17 protein-coding genes and 3 pseudogenes are annotated in these 16,663 nt (G+C 67.3%); 8 read left to right on the forward strand and 12 right to left on the reverse strand.

The genetic code is table 11. From position 1 onward, the window contains the following. Positions 1–294: 294 nt before the first annotated feature. On the forward strand, positions 295–1,086 hold the full coding sequence (locus OG978_RS45855) for a hypothetical protein (RefSeq protein WP_326770968.1): 792 nt from the start codon (positions 295–297) through the stop codon (positions 1,084–1,086). Positions 1,087–1,123: 37 nt separating this feature from the next. On the opposite strand, the gene OG978_RS45860 is transcribed toward OG978_RS45855, so the two are convergent. Next, positions 1,124–1,879, reverse strand: coding sequence for a helicase associated domain-containing protein (locus tag OG978_RS45860; RefSeq protein ID WP_326770969.1), 756 nt, complete (start codon positions 1,877–1,879; stop codon positions 1,124–1,126). Positions 1,880–2,134: 255 nt separating this feature from the next. Continuing rightward, a pseudogene (locus OG978_RS45865) lies at positions 2,135–2,629 on the reverse strand (ATP/GTP-binding protein); the annotation flags it as partial. A gap of 156 nt (positions 2,630–2,785) precedes the next feature. Here OG978_RS45865 and OG978_RS45870 point away from each other — a divergent pair. The 4 genes and pseudogenes from OG978_RS45870 to OG978_RS45885 all read left to right on the forward strand — a co-directional run. Next, positions 2,786–3,253, forward strand: coding sequence for a hypothetical protein (locus OG978_RS45870; protein WP_326770970.1), 468 nt, complete (start codon positions 2,786–2,788; stop codon positions 3,251–3,253). A 573-nt stretch (positions 3,254–3,826) separates the two neighbouring features. Beyond that, on the forward strand, positions 3,827–4,153 hold the full coding sequence (locus OG978_RS45875) for a hypothetical protein (RefSeq protein ID WP_326770971.1): 327 nt from the start codon (positions 3,827–3,829) through the stop codon (positions 4,151–4,153). Between the two features lie 13 nt (positions 4,154–4,166). Further along, positions 4,167–4,475: a hypothetical protein gene (locus OG978_RS45880; RefSeq protein WP_266424830.1), complete on the forward strand. Its 309-nt coding sequence runs from the start codon at positions 4,167–4,169 to the stop codon at positions 4,473–4,475. A gap of 112 nt (positions 4,476–4,587) precedes the next feature. Further along, positions 4,588–4,998 (forward strand): annotated as a pseudogene (locus tag OG978_RS45885) (helix-turn-helix domain-containing protein); the annotation flags it as partial. 204 nt (positions 4,999–5,202) lie between these two features. On the opposite strand, the gene OG978_RS45890 reads toward OG978_RS45885, so the two are convergent. Next, complete coding sequence (locus OG978_RS45890; RefSeq protein WP_326770972.1) at positions 5,203–7,419, reverse strand: hypothetical protein; 2,217 nt, start codon at positions 7,417–7,419, stop codon at positions 5,203–5,205. After that, entirely contained in the window at positions 7,406–7,876 is a 471-nt protein-coding gene (locus OG978_RS45895) for a hypothetical protein (RefSeq protein ID WP_326770973.1), read from the reverse strand. Before OG978_RS45895 ends, OG978_RS45890 begins: the two co-directional genes overlap by 14 nt. Positions 7,877–8,343: 467 nt before the next feature. Here OG978_RS45895 and OG978_RS45900 point away from each other — a divergent pair, with 467 nt between their 5' ends. After that, positions 8,344–9,681, forward strand: coding sequence for a DUF6801 domain-containing protein (locus OG978_RS45900; RefSeq protein WP_326771083.1), 1,338 nt, complete (start codon positions 8,344–8,346; stop codon positions 9,679–9,681). Here the strand turns inward: OG978_RS45900 and OG978_RS45905 are convergent. Next, positions 9,647–9,917 (reverse strand): annotated as a pseudogene (locus OG978_RS45905) (transposase); the annotation flags it as partial. The gene OG978_RS45900 and the pseudogene OG978_RS45905 sit on opposite strands and share 35 nt — an antisense overlap. A 131-nt stretch (positions 9,918–10,048) precedes the next feature. Between OG978_RS45905 and OG978_RS45910 the strand changes: the two are divergent. Beyond that, complete coding sequence (locus OG978_RS45910; protein ID WP_326770974.1) at positions 10,049–10,738, forward strand: hypothetical protein; 690 nt, start codon at positions 10,049–10,051, stop codon at positions 10,736–10,738. Between the two features lie 124 nt (positions 10,739–10,862). After that, positions 10,863–11,510: a hypothetical protein gene (locus OG978_RS45915; RefSeq protein WP_326770975.1), complete on the forward strand. Its 648-nt coding sequence runs from the start codon at positions 10,863–10,865 to the stop codon at positions 11,508–11,510. A 91-nt stretch (positions 11,511–11,601) separates the two neighbouring features. On the opposite strand, the gene OG978_RS45920 is transcribed toward OG978_RS45915, so the two are convergent. The 7 genes from OG978_RS45920 to OG978_RS45950 all read right to left on the reverse strand — a co-directional run bounded on the left by OG978_RS45920 (position 11,602) and on the right by OG978_RS45950 (position 16,651). After that, positions 11,602–11,955, reverse strand: a complete 354-nt coding sequence (locus OG978_RS45920) for a hypothetical protein (RefSeq protein WP_326770976.1) — start codon at positions 11,953–11,955, stop codon at positions 11,602–11,604. A 534-nt stretch (positions 11,956–12,489) separates the two neighbouring features. Continuing rightward, positions 12,490–13,209: an IS6 family transposase gene (locus OG978_RS45925; protein ID WP_326770977.1), complete on the reverse strand. Its 720-nt coding sequence runs from the start codon at positions 13,207–13,209 to the stop codon at positions 12,490–12,492. Positions 13,210–13,241: 32 nt separating this feature from the next. Continuing rightward, entirely contained in the window at positions 13,242–13,574 is a 333-nt protein-coding gene (locus OG978_RS45930) for a hypothetical protein (RefSeq protein WP_326770978.1), read from the reverse strand. Next, positions 13,571–14,548 carry a helix-turn-helix domain-containing protein gene (locus OG978_RS45935; RefSeq protein WP_326770979.1) on the reverse strand — a complete coding sequence of 326 codons (978 nt, stop codon included), beginning with the start codon at positions 14,546–14,548 and terminating at the stop codon, positions 13,571–13,573. The genes OG978_RS45930 and OG978_RS45935 overlap by 4 nt, the downstream gene beginning before the upstream one ends. A gap of 240 nt (positions 14,549–14,788) precedes the next feature. Further along, on the reverse strand, positions 14,789–15,352 hold the full coding sequence (locus tag OG978_RS45940; protein WP_326770980.1) for a dihydrofolate reductase family protein: 564 nt from the start codon (positions 15,350–15,352) through the stop codon (positions 14,789–14,791). A gap of 85 nt (positions 15,353–15,437) precedes the next feature. Continuing rightward, complete coding sequence (locus tag OG978_RS45945; protein ID WP_326770981.1) at positions 15,438–15,830, reverse strand: hypothetical protein; 393 nt, start codon at positions 15,828–15,830, stop codon at positions 15,438–15,440. Further along, positions 15,818–16,651 (reverse strand): helix-turn-helix transcriptional regulator, encoded by an 834-nt coding sequence (locus tag OG978_RS45950; RefSeq protein ID WP_326770982.1) that lies wholly within the window; start codon positions 16,649–16,651, stop codon positions 15,818–15,820. Before OG978_RS45950 ends, OG978_RS45945 begins: the two co-directional genes overlap by 13 nt. Positions 16,652–16,663: the final 12 nt, after the last annotated feature.

Here is a 16,663-nt window from a genome sequence, read left to right on the forward strand (position 1 = left end):
CGGACCCGCCCCATCTGGCAGTACTGGTCACGTCCCGGCTTCGTCAGGGCCGCTCTCACCCTCCCCGGCATCACCCGGATCAGGCTGCCCTCAGCTTCAACCCAGCTGCTGCGACAGCGGGTTGGTGCAGGCCTTCCACCTCCACTCGAACCAACAGCGCCTCACGGCGCAAACAGAAGTTGAGCCAGAACCACTTCTCATCGACATTCCTGGGCCTCTTGACAGCGAACCGATGCCAAGAACCACCGACATTCGCTCTCCGCTCGCACCTACGCAGCCAAGTGGCCGAGCATCGTGGACCGTGCCGCCGACATCGTCACCAGTTACGACCGGGTAGGCGGCTGCACCCTCCGGCAGGCGTACTACCGGCTCGTCTCGGAGGGGCTGATCCCGCACACCGCGCCGACGTACCGGCGTCTGTCCTCCCGTCTCGCCCAGGCCCGACGACAGGAGCGGTTCCCCGACCTCATCGACCCCTTGCGCGAGGTCCACGTCTCCCCGGCCTGGCCGGACGCCGGTGCCTTCCTCCAGGCCGCGCCCGACTGGTTCGCCCTGGACCGGACCGCAGGCCAGACATCAGCCCTGTACGTGGCCTGCGAGAAGGACACCCTGCGGGCTCAGCTGACCGGCTGGCTGGAGCGTACGGGCGTCCCCGTGCTTGTCGTCCGGGGCTTCGGCAGCCAGAGCTACGTACAGGTCGTACGCGAGCGCACCGCCCGCGATCCGCGACCGGCCGTTCTGCTCTACGTCGGCGACTTCGACGCCTCGGGCGCAGACATCGAACGGGTCCTGCTCACCCACGACCAAGTCCGGGACTACGAATTGCCCGCGGCTGTGGGGAAGGCCGGCGACCCACGCTGGCCAGGGTTCGCCAGCCGATACAGGCTCGACCCTGGCCGGCCGGTGCAGTGGGAGGTTGAGGCACTCGACCCGACCGAGCTTCAGCGCCTGGTCCTCGCTGCCGTCGCCCCGTACATCGACCAAGCCGTCCTCCGCGACCGTATCGCGGAGGAAGAACGGCAACGGAGGCAACTCAAGGCCTTCGCCGAGGGGTGGCCCCCAAACCGTCCGCCGGGACGTGAGTGACTAGGACACCCCGCAGGTTTCCTCTGCCGCGCTCGATCTACCAGCGCATCCCGAGTTCATCGAGGTCTGCCCGCCGCTGCTCGGGGAGCTTTGCGGCGCGTTTGCGGACGTTGTCGAGCCAGGTGCCGAGCTTGACCACCACGGGCCCGTCAGCAGCGTCCTGACGGACCGTCGGGACCGCTTCCGCATCCAGCTCCTCAACGTGCTTCCGAGGCACTCGCAGATGCCCCTCACGGGCGTGGAACCGCCGCGCCGCCGCGAGGTTGACCGCCCACTTCGCATCCTGCGTCTGCTTCACCGGCCGCTCGTCTTCCTCGGCCGGTGTGATCGTGAGGGTGTTCTCCAGGATCCACTGCTGCACGGGCAGGAGCTGTTCCCACCCGTACCGCTGCGCGTTCACCCAGCGTCCGAGGTCTTCGCCCTGCACGACGACGTCGCCCGCAGCCTCCGGGAGGGTTCCGCCGGCCTGGACGTGGTTCTGGACCAGTCGGTAGCACCGCTGCCACCCGGTGTCCCAGGCCGGGCACCATCCCGGATCGATCGCGTCCAGCTCATCCTGCCGCGCTTGGGTCATCGCGCCGGCTGCCGAGGGGACGGGGAGGCCGGCTGCGCGCAGTTCCTCGTTCTCTCGCGCCCTACGGGCCGCCGCCCTCGCGTTTTTCGCCCACACCCCGATGGGATGCCCCTCCCACGTCGCGGTCGTCGGAGGGAGGAATTGGCCGTGGGCGGCGGCGTACTCCTTGGCGACGGCGATCCCGTCCGCCCAGGCCGCTTCCTGCTCGGACCACACCATCCCGAGCTTTTCCAGCTCGGCTAACGCTGGGGGTGGTTAGTTGCGGTGGTGGGTGGTTTGTGAGCTGGGGTGTTGATGATTGATTGAGAACGGTGTCGGGGTGGTTTTGAGGGTGTGGATGGGGGTCTGGCCTGGGGTTGTTGCAGTTTCGTTGAGACAGGGCGCGGGATGTCGCGGATATGCCCCTGGGTCTAAAGGCACTGGCTGTGTTTTTGCTGGTCAGGACTGTTTTCCTGGTCAGTGCGGTGGCGGGGGTCAGGGCCGTCGTGTACGGGAACGGGGCCGGGTTGGTGCCGGGGTAGGGCGGGGGTGGGTTTCGGCGAGGTGGTCGAGCTGGACGCTGTCGAGCAAGGGTTTGGTGATTTTTTCGGTGCCGTCACAGATGGCGGTGATCGCGGATTGGCGGATCAGCCGGGTCAGGCTCCCGATCCGGCTCGCGGTCCGCTGGTGGAGATATGCGGCATGACGGGGGAGGGTTCCGGGCCGATGCTGCTGGAGGTCGAGGGCGTCCTCAAGGCCTGCGATGAGTTCTTTGAACGGCTCGTGTGTCCCGTGCCGGGCGGGCAGCGGCCCGCACTCGATGAGTGAGGCCCTCCCGGCGAGCTGCGCGCCACGCACACCACTGAACAAAGCGGTCGTGGTGACGTCGATGCCCGCGTACACGAACGTCGCACCGATGCGTTCGGTGAGGTCTTTGAGGAGGTCGGCACTCTGCGCGCCGGTGGTGGTGCGGGGGTTGAGGCGGTGGATTGCGGATGCCGCGTTCGGCGATGGCCTGCCACCGCACCTGCAAGATCGGCTACACGACTTGGCGGTACACCATTGTGGGAAGCTCACGTCCACCGCGCCCGAAGGCTGTCCGGGCTCGCCAAGTACCTTCTGGTGCAGGCGTGTTGGAATGCCTTTATGGTCACTTCCGCTGACGGAACCACGCGCCTGAGCCCGGACGAGTTCGCGCACCGCCTGCGTGCCGAGATCGAGCGGATGAGAGACGAGGCGACGCGCCAGAGGAAACTCGCCCACCGCCGGGCCGAGTTCTGGGCCAAGACGGACATCGCCCTCGGTTTCCCCGCGGCCCTGCTCGCGGGCACGGCGGGAGCGGCAGGACTGGCCTCGGCGGACGTGCGCGTTCCCGCCGCCCTCGCCGCTCTGGCCTCTGCCGGGTTCGCGGCGGGAGCGGGCTTCCTGCGCAGCGACACCAGGCGACGCGCCAACAAACGCGCCCGGCACGCATGGGCCTCGGTCGAGGCCAGGGCCATGGTGGCACTGACTCAGGAGCACGTGTCCCACGAGGACCTTGGCGACCTGCTGGAATGCCGCCAGGCTGCGCTGGCGGCCTACGACGGCGAGGAGCCCCAGCCTGGGTCGTCGTGATCCGCAGCCCTTCGGCTGCCGCCCCGTGTTGAAGAACTCGGAGTGGGCGACCTGACAGGCGTAGCCGCCCCCGCGTAGTCGCAGCCGAGCGACGGTGAAGGTCACCGGCAAGATCGGCTGCACCCATGGCGGGACACCATCGGGTGGTGGATCACTGGGTATCTGCGGGACAGGGTCGTGGGATGCCGAGGTCGGTGACGGGCCTCTTCGCGAGACGGGCGGCCTCGGCTTGCTTGGCGCGGAGGAAGGCCAGGGTCGAGTCGATGCCCTCGGTGTCGCCGGGCCAGTGCTCTTCCTTGGCCTGTTTGCGGCGCAGGAAGGAGGTCCTTCTCGATCTCCGCGAGGCGGGGCAGCATCTTGGGGTTGACCTTGAGCATGGGGCAGTGGATGCATGAACCTTCCCCGTGATGCTGGACCAGAACATCCAGCGAGCGGCGCTCTCATACTCTCGCGAGTAACTGTCGACCATGCCAACACGGCGCCACTTATGACGCTTTGCAGGCAACGGCACGAGAGCCGCGCCATGGACCGCTGGCGATCCCACCGGAGGCTGAGGGCGGTATCTTCTGCGGCATGGATCCGCTCACGTTCGATGACGAGGACTTGCACCTGCGCGTGGACCGCGGGATGTTCGAACGGTTCAATCTGAACAGCCCTATACATACCTTCCGGGTTCCGTTGCGCCGGCTCGGGGCATTGGTGCACGACAAGAAGCCTCACAAGCTGGGCCAGTTGTTCTTCGGCATCGTGCGTGATCCGAACTCCGAGCTCTATGGCACCGCTCGGTTCGACTTCAGGTTCGCCGGCTCGGAGGCGGTCCAGGTGCCGCCCGGCGACGAGCCGTTGTTCCGCGCCGGCTTCAGCCAGGTGGCCGTGCTCGCCGGCCGACGGGTGGTCTGAGATGGAGTCAAAGGTGTTCGAACACGACGACGTACATATGCGGGTCGATCACGGGATCTTCGAGCTGTTCCGGCGGAATCGCATCATCGGTTCCTACCGGTCCCCACTGAGCTGGGTGAAGATTCGCGCGGAGGCGCGCAAGGGCGGGCTGACCCGGCTGCACTTCGGCAACGTCGAGCAGCTCGACGAACCGATCTACGCGAGCACAACGAGCTCCAGACATTTGCTCGCCACCGTCGAGATCCCCAGCACCGACGAGCCCCTCTACCGCGCCTTCTTCACCGAACTCGCCCACCTGTCCGACCGCCCGATCGCCCCGTAGCGCGCGGGCAGACCTCCGCCTGAGATCCTCGGTGCGGCCCGTGCATTGCGGGCCCGTGGGTCACTCACCTGTCCCGCCCTCCGTGAAGGGTCCGAGATGGGGGACTCCTTCCCTCGCCGGAGTGGTGCCGGTGACGGTGGACCGCTGCAAGGCCCGCTATGCCGCGCGCGGGCTGGCTGGTCTGGAGGAGAAACGCCGTGGAGGACCGCGCGATCAGGTGCCGCCGCAGACACGGGGACGGGTGATCGCGCTCACGAAGATGTCGCCGCCGGCCACTTCGGGTCTGTCGCACTGGTCGACGCGGACCTTGGCTGATCACCTGAAGCGGCGCGAGGGCATCTCGGTGTCCTGGCATTACGTCGCGAGGATCTGGCGCGAGGAGAACCTCAAGCCGCACCGCAGCGGAACATTCAAGGTTTCGAAGGACCCGGCGTTCGCGGACAAGGTGGCCGACGTGATCGGCCTCTCCCTGGCCCCTCCGGGCGGCGCGGTGGTGCTGTCCATCGACGAGAAGACGCAGATCGTGTGACCGGGCTGAGGTTCTTGATGCTGCTCGTTCGACTGCATGTGGAGTGGGTGGAGGGCCGCACTCAAGATGGCCTTCCGCCTCGCATCGGCCCACCTGTCGGTGAGTTCGTCACCTTCACCCCGCACTCCTCATGAAACCGAGCCCCCGAAGACCCTCGGCCAGGAGCGTCGACGTCCCCGCCCGCCGCGCCGAGCTTCGTCATCGGGCCGTTCCCTCCTGGTATGCATCGCTCAGGTGCTCCTGGAGCCGCGCGTGGCGGAACTGGTAGACCACGCCTTGCTGGCGTAGAACACCTCGCACGTAGGCGTCCCGCAGGAAGGCGTCCAGGTCCTTTGGCAACTGCCCCGTCAGACGAAGCCAGATCCGGCCCAGGACGACCCAACGCCCCCAAGCGGTCATGCTGCCGACTCCGAGCGCGACCGCGGCCCCGGCCGCCAGTCCGGCCCCGAGTCCGTTGAGGGCGCTGTTCCATGCGAACCCGAACAAGGTTCCGTGCCCGACGCCGATCACGAGCCCGACAGTGATGAGCTGCTTGAGCACCGTGGCGCGGTTCGTGTCCAGCAGGTCCGACGAGGCGTCGGCTTTCTCTCTCGGAATGACCTTTTCGAACCCGGCCCCGACGGCGGCGACGAGGCCCAGCACGAGCCCCAGTCCGGTCCCTTCCGCGAACAGCAGCCCCGCGAACGGCCAGATCACGGACCAGGTGGCGCCCGCGAGGGCATTCAAGGCCGCGACTCCGAGTGCCCACACGAGCCCGAACAGGAGCCCGCCGACGAGCCCGCCCTGGACTCTGGGGCGGAAGTTCTTCCGCAGCCTCGACTTGTCCCAGCCATGACGACTGATCTCCATACGCGACGGTTCGAACATCGGTCCGCCGTCCCGCATCTTCGTGGCGAACCCATGCATGAGCCCGAAGGTCAGCCCCAGCCCGGCTCCGTCCGCCAGGCCACTGAGGCCCGCCGACATGAGCCCGTAAGCGGGCCCGTACAAGAGCGCGCCTTCGGCCCCGAACACGAGTCCGGCCACAAGACCGGAGGCGACTCCGACCGTGACACCGACCCGCAGCATGACCCAGCGCAGCTTCATGGCGGTGCCCAGCCGCCACCACTCGATGTCGGGCGTACCGAGCTTCGTCAGATGTGTGGCGAGGTAGCCGAGCCAGTGCCGGACGCGCTCGGTGTCCCAGCGGTGGTCTTGCGCCCCGTTTCCTGCCCCTCCCACGGACTCGATTTCCAGGAAGCGCTCATAGGCGGTACGGATGAAGAAATCCAGGAGGTGCTTCTCGAGGGCGTCCTGGGAACCGAACTTCTCGGTGTCCAGCAGCTCCGACGGGTCATGGCCGGACCGCCTCGACTCGTAGGCGAACCGGGCGAGTGTGGTCATCAGTGGGGTGGCCAGCACGGTGGCGAGATTGTCACTGGCTCGGGTGCGACGAGGGCTACTCAACTCGTCCACCACGTGGCCCCACCCGGTCCGGCGGGCGGCGGTCGTGCCGTCGGGGGGAGCCGTGCCGGTGGCCTCGCACAGGTATCGGATGGAATCGTCCAAGCCGAGGTCGACCAATTCGATGGCGGCGGCGGAGGGCACGATATGACTTCCGTCCATGACGGCTTTGATCGCGTCACGGCGGCTGGTCACCACCAGTGGCAGGGTACTGCTGTTGAGCTGGTTCAGCGCGCGTTCATGCAGATCGACAGCGATCTCGTCGAACCCGTCCAGAATCGGCAGCACATAGCCGGTTCCCATCAGTTCGGCGGCCCACGTCTTCGTCTTTCTGGGGCCGGCATCGGCCAGATCAGGATAATCTCGTTCCAGCCGGTCGATCAGCCATGTTCGCAACGCGACAGTGCCGGGATTCCATGATCCCATACTGAAGATCACCGGAACCGGCCCTTTGCGGTCGTGAGAGCGGCGTTCCAAGCGGGACTTCGCAAATTGCAGGGCCAGGACACTCTTCCCTGACCCTCCCCGCCCCAACACCATCAGCCAGCGGGAATCCGCCGTGATTTCATCCAGTCGACTGGTCAACCCCGTTAGAGGAATACCCGATGCCCCGCCCGGGGTATCGCGGGTGTCTCCCCCGCCGCCGGGTGCGCTCCTGAACGCCGGCCGCCAGTGCACAGGCAGCGAGTCCCGGTCCGTCAACCGTAACTGTTCCACTTCTAACGTCAGTCGATGCAGGACATCGCCCGCGAGCTGATCGGCCATGCCGGCCCGCTCCTCGTCAACGGGGCTGCGCCCGACCCGCATTTCACGTACGAGTCGAGAGGTCAGCTCGTCCAGCGCATCCCCGGCGGAGGCCCCGTCGATGTAGAGCGTGACGACGATGTTGTTTTTGCCGGTCACCACAGGGCCCTTGATGTCCCTGGCCTTGACCGATCCCTCGCCGGGAGGAGGCTGGTCAGAGGTGAGCACGGCGGGAGCTCTCTCCTCCGGACCCGGTGTGAGGTTCGCCGAGAGAGACGATCGTCGCGTTATTGCCGGTGATGACGGGTCCCTCGATGCTTCCGCCCACCGCCACGCTGCCCTGGCCGGTGGCCTGCACGGTCGGGCGCTGAGGCAGCATCGCCGACAACTCCGCGGCGAAGCCGGGGTCTTCCCGCAGGGCCTTCTCGATCTGGAAGCGCAGTGCGGCCTGCGCGTCCCGTGCGTCCCGGTCCTCGCCCGGCTCGGCCAGGTCACTGACGGCGGCCTCGACCGACGCGGCGTCGGTGCCACGGTTCAGGATCCGAGCGAGCAGCCGCTGCCCCAGCCGTACCGTCTCACCGGCCGCGAGGTCCTCGGCCTGGGTCAGCACGCTGACGCCGTACGCACCCACCGCCGCTTCGACAGCGGGCACGACCTGGCCGAGTAGAGCGTCGACACTTGTCACCAGGGCCCTCCCTTGATCCGCGTACATGGTTGTTCCCGGGCGCAGGGGTGAATCCCCTGGTGCGGGACATCTGGACCTCAGAGTAGCGCCGGCTCAGTGTCACAGTCGGTGGATTCGGGCGCCAGTACGAACCTGTGACGTGGTATCAAGTGTGCCCCGGAAAGCGCTCCGCGCAGCGAAGATCAAAAACGTCAGTACAGGTCCCTGACATGCAGTCATTCGTGTCAGTCCACAAGGGAACTGGAGCCGTCCGCGGTACGTCTTTCCAGGAGTGGTACGGACATGATGGACGAAATTGCCCAGGCGCCACGGATTCGGTGCCGAGCAGGCGATCAGGGCAGCGTGTCGATCTTCGGGAAACAGGAGTTGTTCTGTAATCGAACACCTCAGTAGTGGTCGGAGTGGAACTCATGAGTACCAGGTGCACCAGACCAAGGATGAGGATCATCCTTGGGACCGTGACGGCAATGACGGCGGCGACCGGAATGGTGGGCGCCGTCGGGGCCGGTACGGCATCGGCGCGACAGCTTGCGCGGACATTCGGCTACACGTGTTCGCTGGTCGGGCCCGGCGTCCAGTCCTTCACAGTGGACGTCTCCGCGAACGTTCCGGACCAGGTCGTGGTCGGCCGGCCCGGCAGGACCATCGCCGTCAACGCGGTGGCGAAGGTGAACGCCGGCGTCACCCAGTGGCTTGCCAACTCCGGCATGTCGACCATCGAGGGCACGGTGGACGCATCGGCCCATGTGAGCGCCCCGAAGCAGCAGATGGACATCGCGGTCCCGTTCCGCCTGGCCAAGACCACCGCACCCGCCTCCGGTCCCTTCACGGTCAGGGCGACCGCCAGCGTGACCACGCCGACGTTCAACCACCAGGGCAGGGGGACGGTCACGACGGGCGGCTTCACCCTCCATGTCGTCGCGAAGAACGCGGCGGGCAACATGTGGCTCCGATCCGACGGGCAATGCACCCTGAACTCCGGCCAGAGCAACGTCGTGACGTCCTTCGACATCACGGCAGCGAGTTCGAAGCCCTCCACCCCTCCGAATCCGCCGACCGGATCGGCGGGCTCCAGCCGCCCCAAGCCGACGACCGGTTCGGCTGGTTCCATCAATCCGAAGCACACAGCCGGATCCGTCATCCCCACCGCTCCGGGCCGGACGACCGGATCCGTGGCCGCCGACGCCCCGAAGGCGGCCACGCCGAAGGACGCCGGGCCCGCGACGGAACGCGCGGCCACGCCCGGAAGCCCGAGTTCCCAGCCGTCCAGCGCGACCGTGGCCGACCCAGTCCGTGAGAAGCCGAGGCCGGTCGAGCCCGCGATCGTCGGCAAGCACCGTGCCACCGGCCTTGAGATGAGAGACTTCATCTGGCCCGCCGTCGGCGTACTCCTCGCCTGCGTCGCCGCCTTCTACCTCGGTTCGCGGATGAGGAACCGCCGCCGCACCAACGGCGACGGAGAGGTTCAGCCGCCCCGCGACCCGAAGCCGGGCTTGCTCATCGCGGCCGTCAGGGACGGAGGGCCCGACACCGATCACCACAAGAAGCTGTACGCCGCCGTTTGCCGCCCTCGTGCACAGGGGTGCGGGAACGCATCACGCGGCAACGTGGCCAGGGGCGTCACGGAGGGCCGGAACCTCCTGTGGGCACGGCACGTACCGCACCAGGCCGACCACCAGACCCTCGGCACACGAGCGCGCGGTGGCACCGACGTACGGGTGTGTCAACTTAACGGCCCTGTCTCACTTTCGGTGGTAACGGAGGGTGGCGCTACCCGAGGAGGATGCGGTGGCGAAGCAGGGTGAAGCCTGCTCGTCCATGCATCTGGCGTGCGATCCGCTTGGTCTTGGTGTTGACGCCCTCGGTGGGGCCGTTGCTGTACGGGAGCGTGAGCGCGGCGATCACGGCGTCGCGGTCTCGCTCCAGTCCCCCGGGTGAAGGCGTGGATATGTGGCAGGTCGGCTGCGCGGGCCTGGGCGATCCAGAGTTCGAGTGTGGTGATATTACCTGGATCAGGCGTCAGGAGTGGGGCGAAGCCCCTGATGCCTGAGCCTGGATCCACCGGTTGATGTGCGGTGGTGATGTTGTCGGAAACGAGGAAGTGCCCTGTGAACTGCGATGATGGGAGTTCTTCACGCTTCCAGCACGCACGACCACGAGGGCACTTCCGAGATGCAATCTTCCCATGCCGCAGCGAGAGTCTCCGCACGGTTTGGTGATCCGAATCTGGTCGGCTACGGCGGGCTGGCCCCGGTGGTGCGGCTGGCCGAACGGTGCGTGCTGCCCGCACTCGTTGACGAGCACGTCCGGCTGCCTGCCTCGAAGGATGGCACCGGGGCCTTCCCCGCGGCAAAGCTGATGTCGCTGGACGGTGGCATGGTCGCCGGGGCGGACAGCATCGATGGCATGGACCGGCTGCGGCACGGTGGGCTGCCGCGGCTGTTCAACGGTGTGCGGGCGCCGTCCACGCTGGGCTCCTTCAGTCACGGACACGTGAAGCAACTGCACGCGGCGGCCCGCCGGTTCCTGCCCGAACTGGCCGCGCACACCCCGCTGCTACCCGGCGCCGACCAGGTGGCCCACGTGGATATCGACGACACGATCCGCCGCACCTACGGCTACGCCAAGCAGGGAGCCGGCTACGGATACAGCAAGGTCAAGGGCCTGAACGCGCTGATCGGGGAACAGGCGCTCTACTCCAAACGTCGGCGGCGCCGAGGTCATGCGCTCTCAACACGACCGATTGGCGCGACGTTGAGGCTGGCACGGATCAGCCTCGGCGTCATCCCCAAGGCAGCGCGCACCGAGATCTGGCTGGGCCACTCGTTCTCCATGTTGCCCAGGGCTTTTCTTGCAGAATGATGGTTATATTCCGCCGGAATGCCGGGCACGACGGGTACTGCCATGCACGACCGTGTAGTGTCCGGCTGCCATTGCAACGATCACGGTCCCGGCGACGGGACGCGTCACCAGCAAGTGGGGGAACATGCGCAAGGCACGTATCGCGTTCGCGGCCACCCTGGCCACCGTCGGACTCGGCCTCACGGCCTGCAACGACGGCGGCGACGAGGCAGGGCCGGCGAAGGAGTCGCCCGCCGCGTCGGCCGAGGCGTCGTCCATACCGCAGGAGCAGACTCCGGCGCCCGACGGAGGAAAGGAAGAGGAGGACGTCCCGGCCGTCGGGGACGTCACAAAGCCGGGCACGAAGCTCAAGATCGGCGACCGGGCCGTACTTCCGTTCACCTACGGGACGTCGAAGAAGGGCACCATCGCCGTCACCGTCACGGAGATCGAGAAGGGCGCCGAGGCGGACATGGCCAAGTTCGGCGACAAGGCGAAAGGCATGACGCCGTACTTCATCAGGATGAAGGTGGAGAATGTCGGCGGCACCGACCTGTCGTACTCCTCCCTCAAGCTGGACGGCGTACTGGAGGGCGGCGGCGGCACCGGTGTCATCCTGATCGGCGGCCTCCCGGACAAGTGCGACAACGAGTCCGCGCCCGCCGAGTTCAAGACCAAGGGCGCCTCGTTCGAGACCTGCTCGCTGTCCGCCACGAAGACCGCGCCGGTCACCGCCGCCGAGTTCGACGAGGGCGACGCGTACAGTGACAACCCCGTGGTCTGGGGCAACTGACGGCGCGGTCCGCCGCGCTCGCGGACCACGGGCCCAGACCGTCCGACGGGACGTTTCGGTTCCGACCGAACTGTCTTGCACTGGAGGAACGTCAGGCCCGGTCTGGCAGCAGGTCCGCGTTGAGGACGGCGATGCCCGCCTCGCCCTCCTCGAACAGGGCGATCAGCTTCTCGGGCCCGGCATCCGGACCGGCGGTGTGGTCGACGAGGAGGACCGGCTGGAGCTCCCCGTCCTGCTCGGCGGGGACGAAGCTGGTGGTCAGCTCGCGGCGGAGCAGGACGACCCGGCTGGCGTCGAGCGGATCGGAGGGCAGTGTTCCGGGCAGTACGCGCTCCTCCTCCGGGCGCGCCCGGAGGCTGTGGGCGAGGACGTCCCGGCGGGCGAGGAGTGTCACCGCGCCCCGTGAACCGTGGCCGCGGGTCACGGGGCGCGCAGACGCTGCCACGCTTCCGCGGAGGGGCGCGGTCGTGAGGTGCCTGAATCGGCCAGCAACGTGCGTCGAAACCGCGCACCTACTGACTTCGGCGTGTCAGGGTGGCATCGGGGTGTCGAGAGCCAGGCCCGTACCGGCTGTGAAGCCGTTCCCCATCGACAACGACGTCAACCTGCTCACCCTCGCGGAGCACCGGCGGTATCGAGTCCCGGTGTGGGTTGGGGTGTGGGAACGGGGCTGGGCTGGGGTGTTGCAGGTTGAGTGAGAGCCGTTCGTAGTGGCTTTCGGGTGGGGTGGCAGGTGGTCTGGCCTGGGTGTGTGTCGAGTCCGGTGAGAATTACCGGTGTTGTTGCAGATGGTTTTTGCTTCTCATGGCAGTGTCTGTGTTTTTGCTGGTCAGGCCCCCTGGACGCACGTCCACCAGCCAGGAAGCCCCCGCCGCGAGCACAAGGAAGTCCGGGATGTGCGATGGCGTTGTCACGTTGTTGGGTGTGTGGGTGTCTGACGGTGCGTCGAGGTGTGGTGGGGCCGGGTGCCGGCCTGGGCTCAGGCCGCGGTAGGTCGGCCGGTGACGCCGGTGATCTGTTCCCAGATGGTGAAGCGGATGGTCATTTCGGCTCGGTGTTCGGATGCGGTCATCAGGTGGCGTCGGGGCCGGAAGTGGGGTGAGATACCGCTGAACGCGGACAGGAACCGCTGGGCCCCGCCCACGCTGCGGAAGCCCTTCATCGCCCGTTCGCGTTGCCTCGTCGGCTGGTGGCTGTTCTCGGCCCGGTTGTTCAGGCCCTTGTGCGAGCGATGCTCCACCGAGGGCATGACCTCGCGGTGAGCGGCGCCGCAGGAACGCAGCTTGTCGGTGACGACCACCCGCGGCACCCTGCCCGTCTTCGTCATCAGCCTGCGGAAGAATCGCCTGGCTGCGGCCTTGTCCCGCCGGTTCTGAACGAGGATGTCCAGGACATTGCCGTCCTGGTCGACCGCCCGCCACAGGTACTTCTGCTCGCTGTTGATCTTGATGAAGACCTCGTCCGGATGCCACTTGTCCCCGGGGCGGGGCCGCCGGCGGCGCAGCGCGCCGGCGTACGCCTGGCCGAACTTCAGACACCAGCGGCGCACGGTCTCGTGGGAGACGGTCACGCCGCGCTGGAGCATCAGCTCCTCCACCTCACGGAAACTGAGCGGGAACCGGAAGTACAGCCACACGCAGTGCGAGATGACCTCGACCGGGTGTCGGTGCCCCTTGTACGACGGCGGTGCACCCACCACGGACGGCTCCCCCAACGTGATCAGCTCGAAGATCATCCCACGGGCCAGCCAACGTGACAGTGCCCCTTCGCGCGGTGGACGTCGTAGGCGGCCAGGTAAGCCAGCGCACCGCCGCGGTCGTATTCGTGGTTGACGCGCATCGCCCGGGCCTGCCCTGGCGCCAGGGTCGGGTGGCAACGGCAGCGCGCCTGGATGGAGGTCTTCTCGTCCGCGGAGATCACATACTCGTCCTCGCCCAGCGGGACGCCGTCGAAGATGCGGGCGTACAGGTCCAGCAGCGCGCGGCCTTCGGCCGGAAATCCGGGTCGCGCACGAAGATCCAGGACCGGTACTGCCAGGGCTTGATCGCGTCGTCCTTGAGTCAACGCCGCACGGTGGAGGGGGAGATCGACCCGGCGATAGACCGGGCAACCACCTCACGAGCCAGTTCCGGACACGACCAGCGCGACAGAGGCGCGCCCGTCTCGGCGGGTAACTGGCAAGCCAGCGCCTTGACCTCGGCAACCTGTAGCGGTGTGAACGAGACCGGCCGACCGGACCGCCTACGGTCGGCGAGGGCCGGCAGGCCGCCGGCGGCGAACCGGCCCCGCCACGTGCGCACCGTGTCCACGTGCATCCGGGTCTGCGCGGCTATCCAGGCGTTGGAGCGCCCCCGGGCCGCCAGCAGCACGATGGTTGCCCGCTGCCGGCCCTCGAAGGCTCGGACGTGTCTGATCAGGGCGTTCGTCGTGCGGGTGTCGATGTCCAGAGCCTTCTCTGAGCGGCCCTTGGGGCGGCGAACAGGGACACGGATGCCGATCCCGGCGCCGATGTACCCCTTGTCTGCCAGGGTGGGCAGGCCATCGGCGGCGGCCTTGTACAGTGCCGGCAGCACGTGCAGTCGCGCGGCCGTGATGTCCGGCGTGGAGCCCGGCTCCACATCCGAGATCCACAGAGGCGTGCCGTCCGGAGCGGACAGGAACTGAATGTTGCCGCCAAAACTCTTGTGTTTCTGGCTGAACCACAGGTCGTTGCCGTTCTCGCGGACACCGGCGACCCGGTCGCATGCGATCAATGTGCCGTCCAGTACCAGGTGCGTCATGCCCTCGGCGCGGCAACGGTCCAACACTGCATGGAGGTCGGGGGCTTGGTCTGCGAGGACGTCGATGCCCTCGTGCAGGTAGCGGTAGCCGGTCGCCTGGGATACCCCGGCGTCCCGGGCGAGGCAGTGCACACAGCCTCGCTCACGGAACCAGCGCAGCACCAGCACCGCCTGACGGAATGGGCCCAGCGCCCGCGCCCCCTTCGGGGTTCCGATCCGTCGACGGTGCAGGGCCAACAACCGGGCCAGGTACTCCACGACGTGGCGCGGGACGTCGAGTGTGGCGATGTAGGTGACCAACGTGAAGCCTCTGGTGGTTGCGGCCGTGATCTTGTGGTGAGACCTGTCCTACCAGGGGCTTTACATGCGTCTGCGGTCGGGTGTGGTCCGTCCGACTCGGCTTCGCCAGACGGTGGTTCACACCGCTTCGCGTAGGTCATTTCGCTGAGGGAATATCACTGGCAGCCCGTTCGTCCCAGGGTTCGGCGGACCAGTCGGCTAACGCGCCACGCGGTAGCGGAGATAGACGACTCTTGAGCTGAAGGTGCGGGTCTCGACGAGTTCGAGATCCACCCGGCGCTCGTGCTGGGGGAAGAACGGAATGCCGCCGCCGACCAGCACCGGGTAGACCCTGGCCCGGTACTCGTCGATCAGACCCAACGCGGCCGCCTCGGCGGCGAGAGTCGCACCGCCGATCGCGATGTTGCCGTCCCCCGGCTCGGCTCGCAATCGCTCGATCTCCTCCGCCAGGCCGCCGGAGGCCAGGCGGGCATTGCCCTGCACCGCCGACAGCGTGGTGGAGAACACCACCTTGGGGAGCGCCTTCCAGACCGCGGCAAACTCGAGCGTTGAGAAGTCGAGCGATGGATTCTGGTCGACGGTCTCCCAGTACAGCATCGTCTCGTACAGCCGTCGTCCCAACAGGTGGACACCGGCCTCTCGCACCTCGTCGGTAGCGAAGCGAAAGACCTCCTCGTCGGGCGGCGTCCAGTCGAAGCCGCCGTCCGGCCCGACGATGTAGCCGTCCAGTGAGACGCCCATCGAATACGTCACGCTGTGCATCAGAAGTCCTCCTCGGTAACGGGTTCGACAGTACGACCGCCGGACGCCGCAGGACTCATCGCGACGCGAGATCCACTGGGTCGAGTCACCTCACGAGATCATTTCGTTGAGAAAACCTCAGTGACTCCTGTTTTCCACCGTCCAGTGCCAGCGAACCAGACCGGATGGCTTCCGGCGTTGCCTGATCGGCGGTCAGGCTGGTGACCTCGTGCACAATTTCCTTGGACAGCCGGTTGCCAAGGTGGTCGAAGGTGTCTCGGCGGATCCGGAACACTTGTGCCGCACCAGGAAACGTGATGCCCTCGGCGGGCGCGATCCAGATCGCCCGACGCACGACCCTGCGCCCACTACGGTCCTCGGTGGCATGATGTTCGCTGCCCGGCGCGGCCGGTCCGTCCTCCGGCATACTTTCGGCCCGGATCTTACCGATGGACTCCGAAGGCACGCCGGAATGACGGTTCGACGTCACCGTGCGCACAACCGGTCCAATGCCGACTGGCTCTCATCGTCCGCGGCGCGGCAGATCATCAACCGCTGGTCCGGATCTTGGAGGGGCATAAGCACTTCGAAGTGCACGGCGATCACACCGGCGCCCGGATGCCGCATCACCTTGTGTCCGCGGCCGTTGACCTTCACGTCTCGTTCGGCCCACAATCGCGCGAATTCCTCGTTACGGGTGCTGCATTCGGTGATGAGGTCGGTCAACGCCTGGTCCTCCGGGTGCGCGGCCCACGCTGCGCGCAGGTGAGCGATTCCCTCCCGCACGACGCGCTCGCGGTCGACATAGAGCTCGCGTATTTCCGGGTGTACCAGGCACAGCCACATCGCATTGCGCTGCGCCGGCGGCAGGGTTTCGAAATCCAGCAGCAGCCTGGCCATTTCGCTGTTCCAGGCCAGGATGTCGTAGCGGTGGTTCATCAGCATGGCCGGCAGTGGCGACAGGTCGGCGACCAGCCGGGCCAGCGGCGGCGCCGCAGTGGTGGCGGGCTTGTCGGCGTTGCGGGGGCGCTGCTGGGCCAGGCTGAAGAGGTAGGCGCGTTCGCCGGGGGCCAGGCGCAGCGCCCGGGCCAGCGCCTCCACCACGTTCGCTGAGGGCCGCAGTCCCCGGGCCTGTTCCAGCCGCACGATGTAGTCGATGCTGACCCCGGCCAGTTCGGCGACCTCTTCGCGGCGCAGTCCTGGGGTCCGACGGGCCTGCTGACGCGACGGCAGGCCGAAATCGTCCGGGTTCAGGCGTTCGCGCCGGGTCCGCAGGAATGCGGCCAGCTCCTGTGTCGTGTCCACCGTGCGGGTCGTCATGTTCGGCCCAAC

The organism is Streptomyces sp. NBC_01591 (assembly GCF_035918155.1).
In the GTDB taxonomy this organism is placed as follows: domain Bacteria; phylum Actinomycetota; class Actinomycetes; order Streptomycetales; family Streptomycetaceae; genus Streptomyces.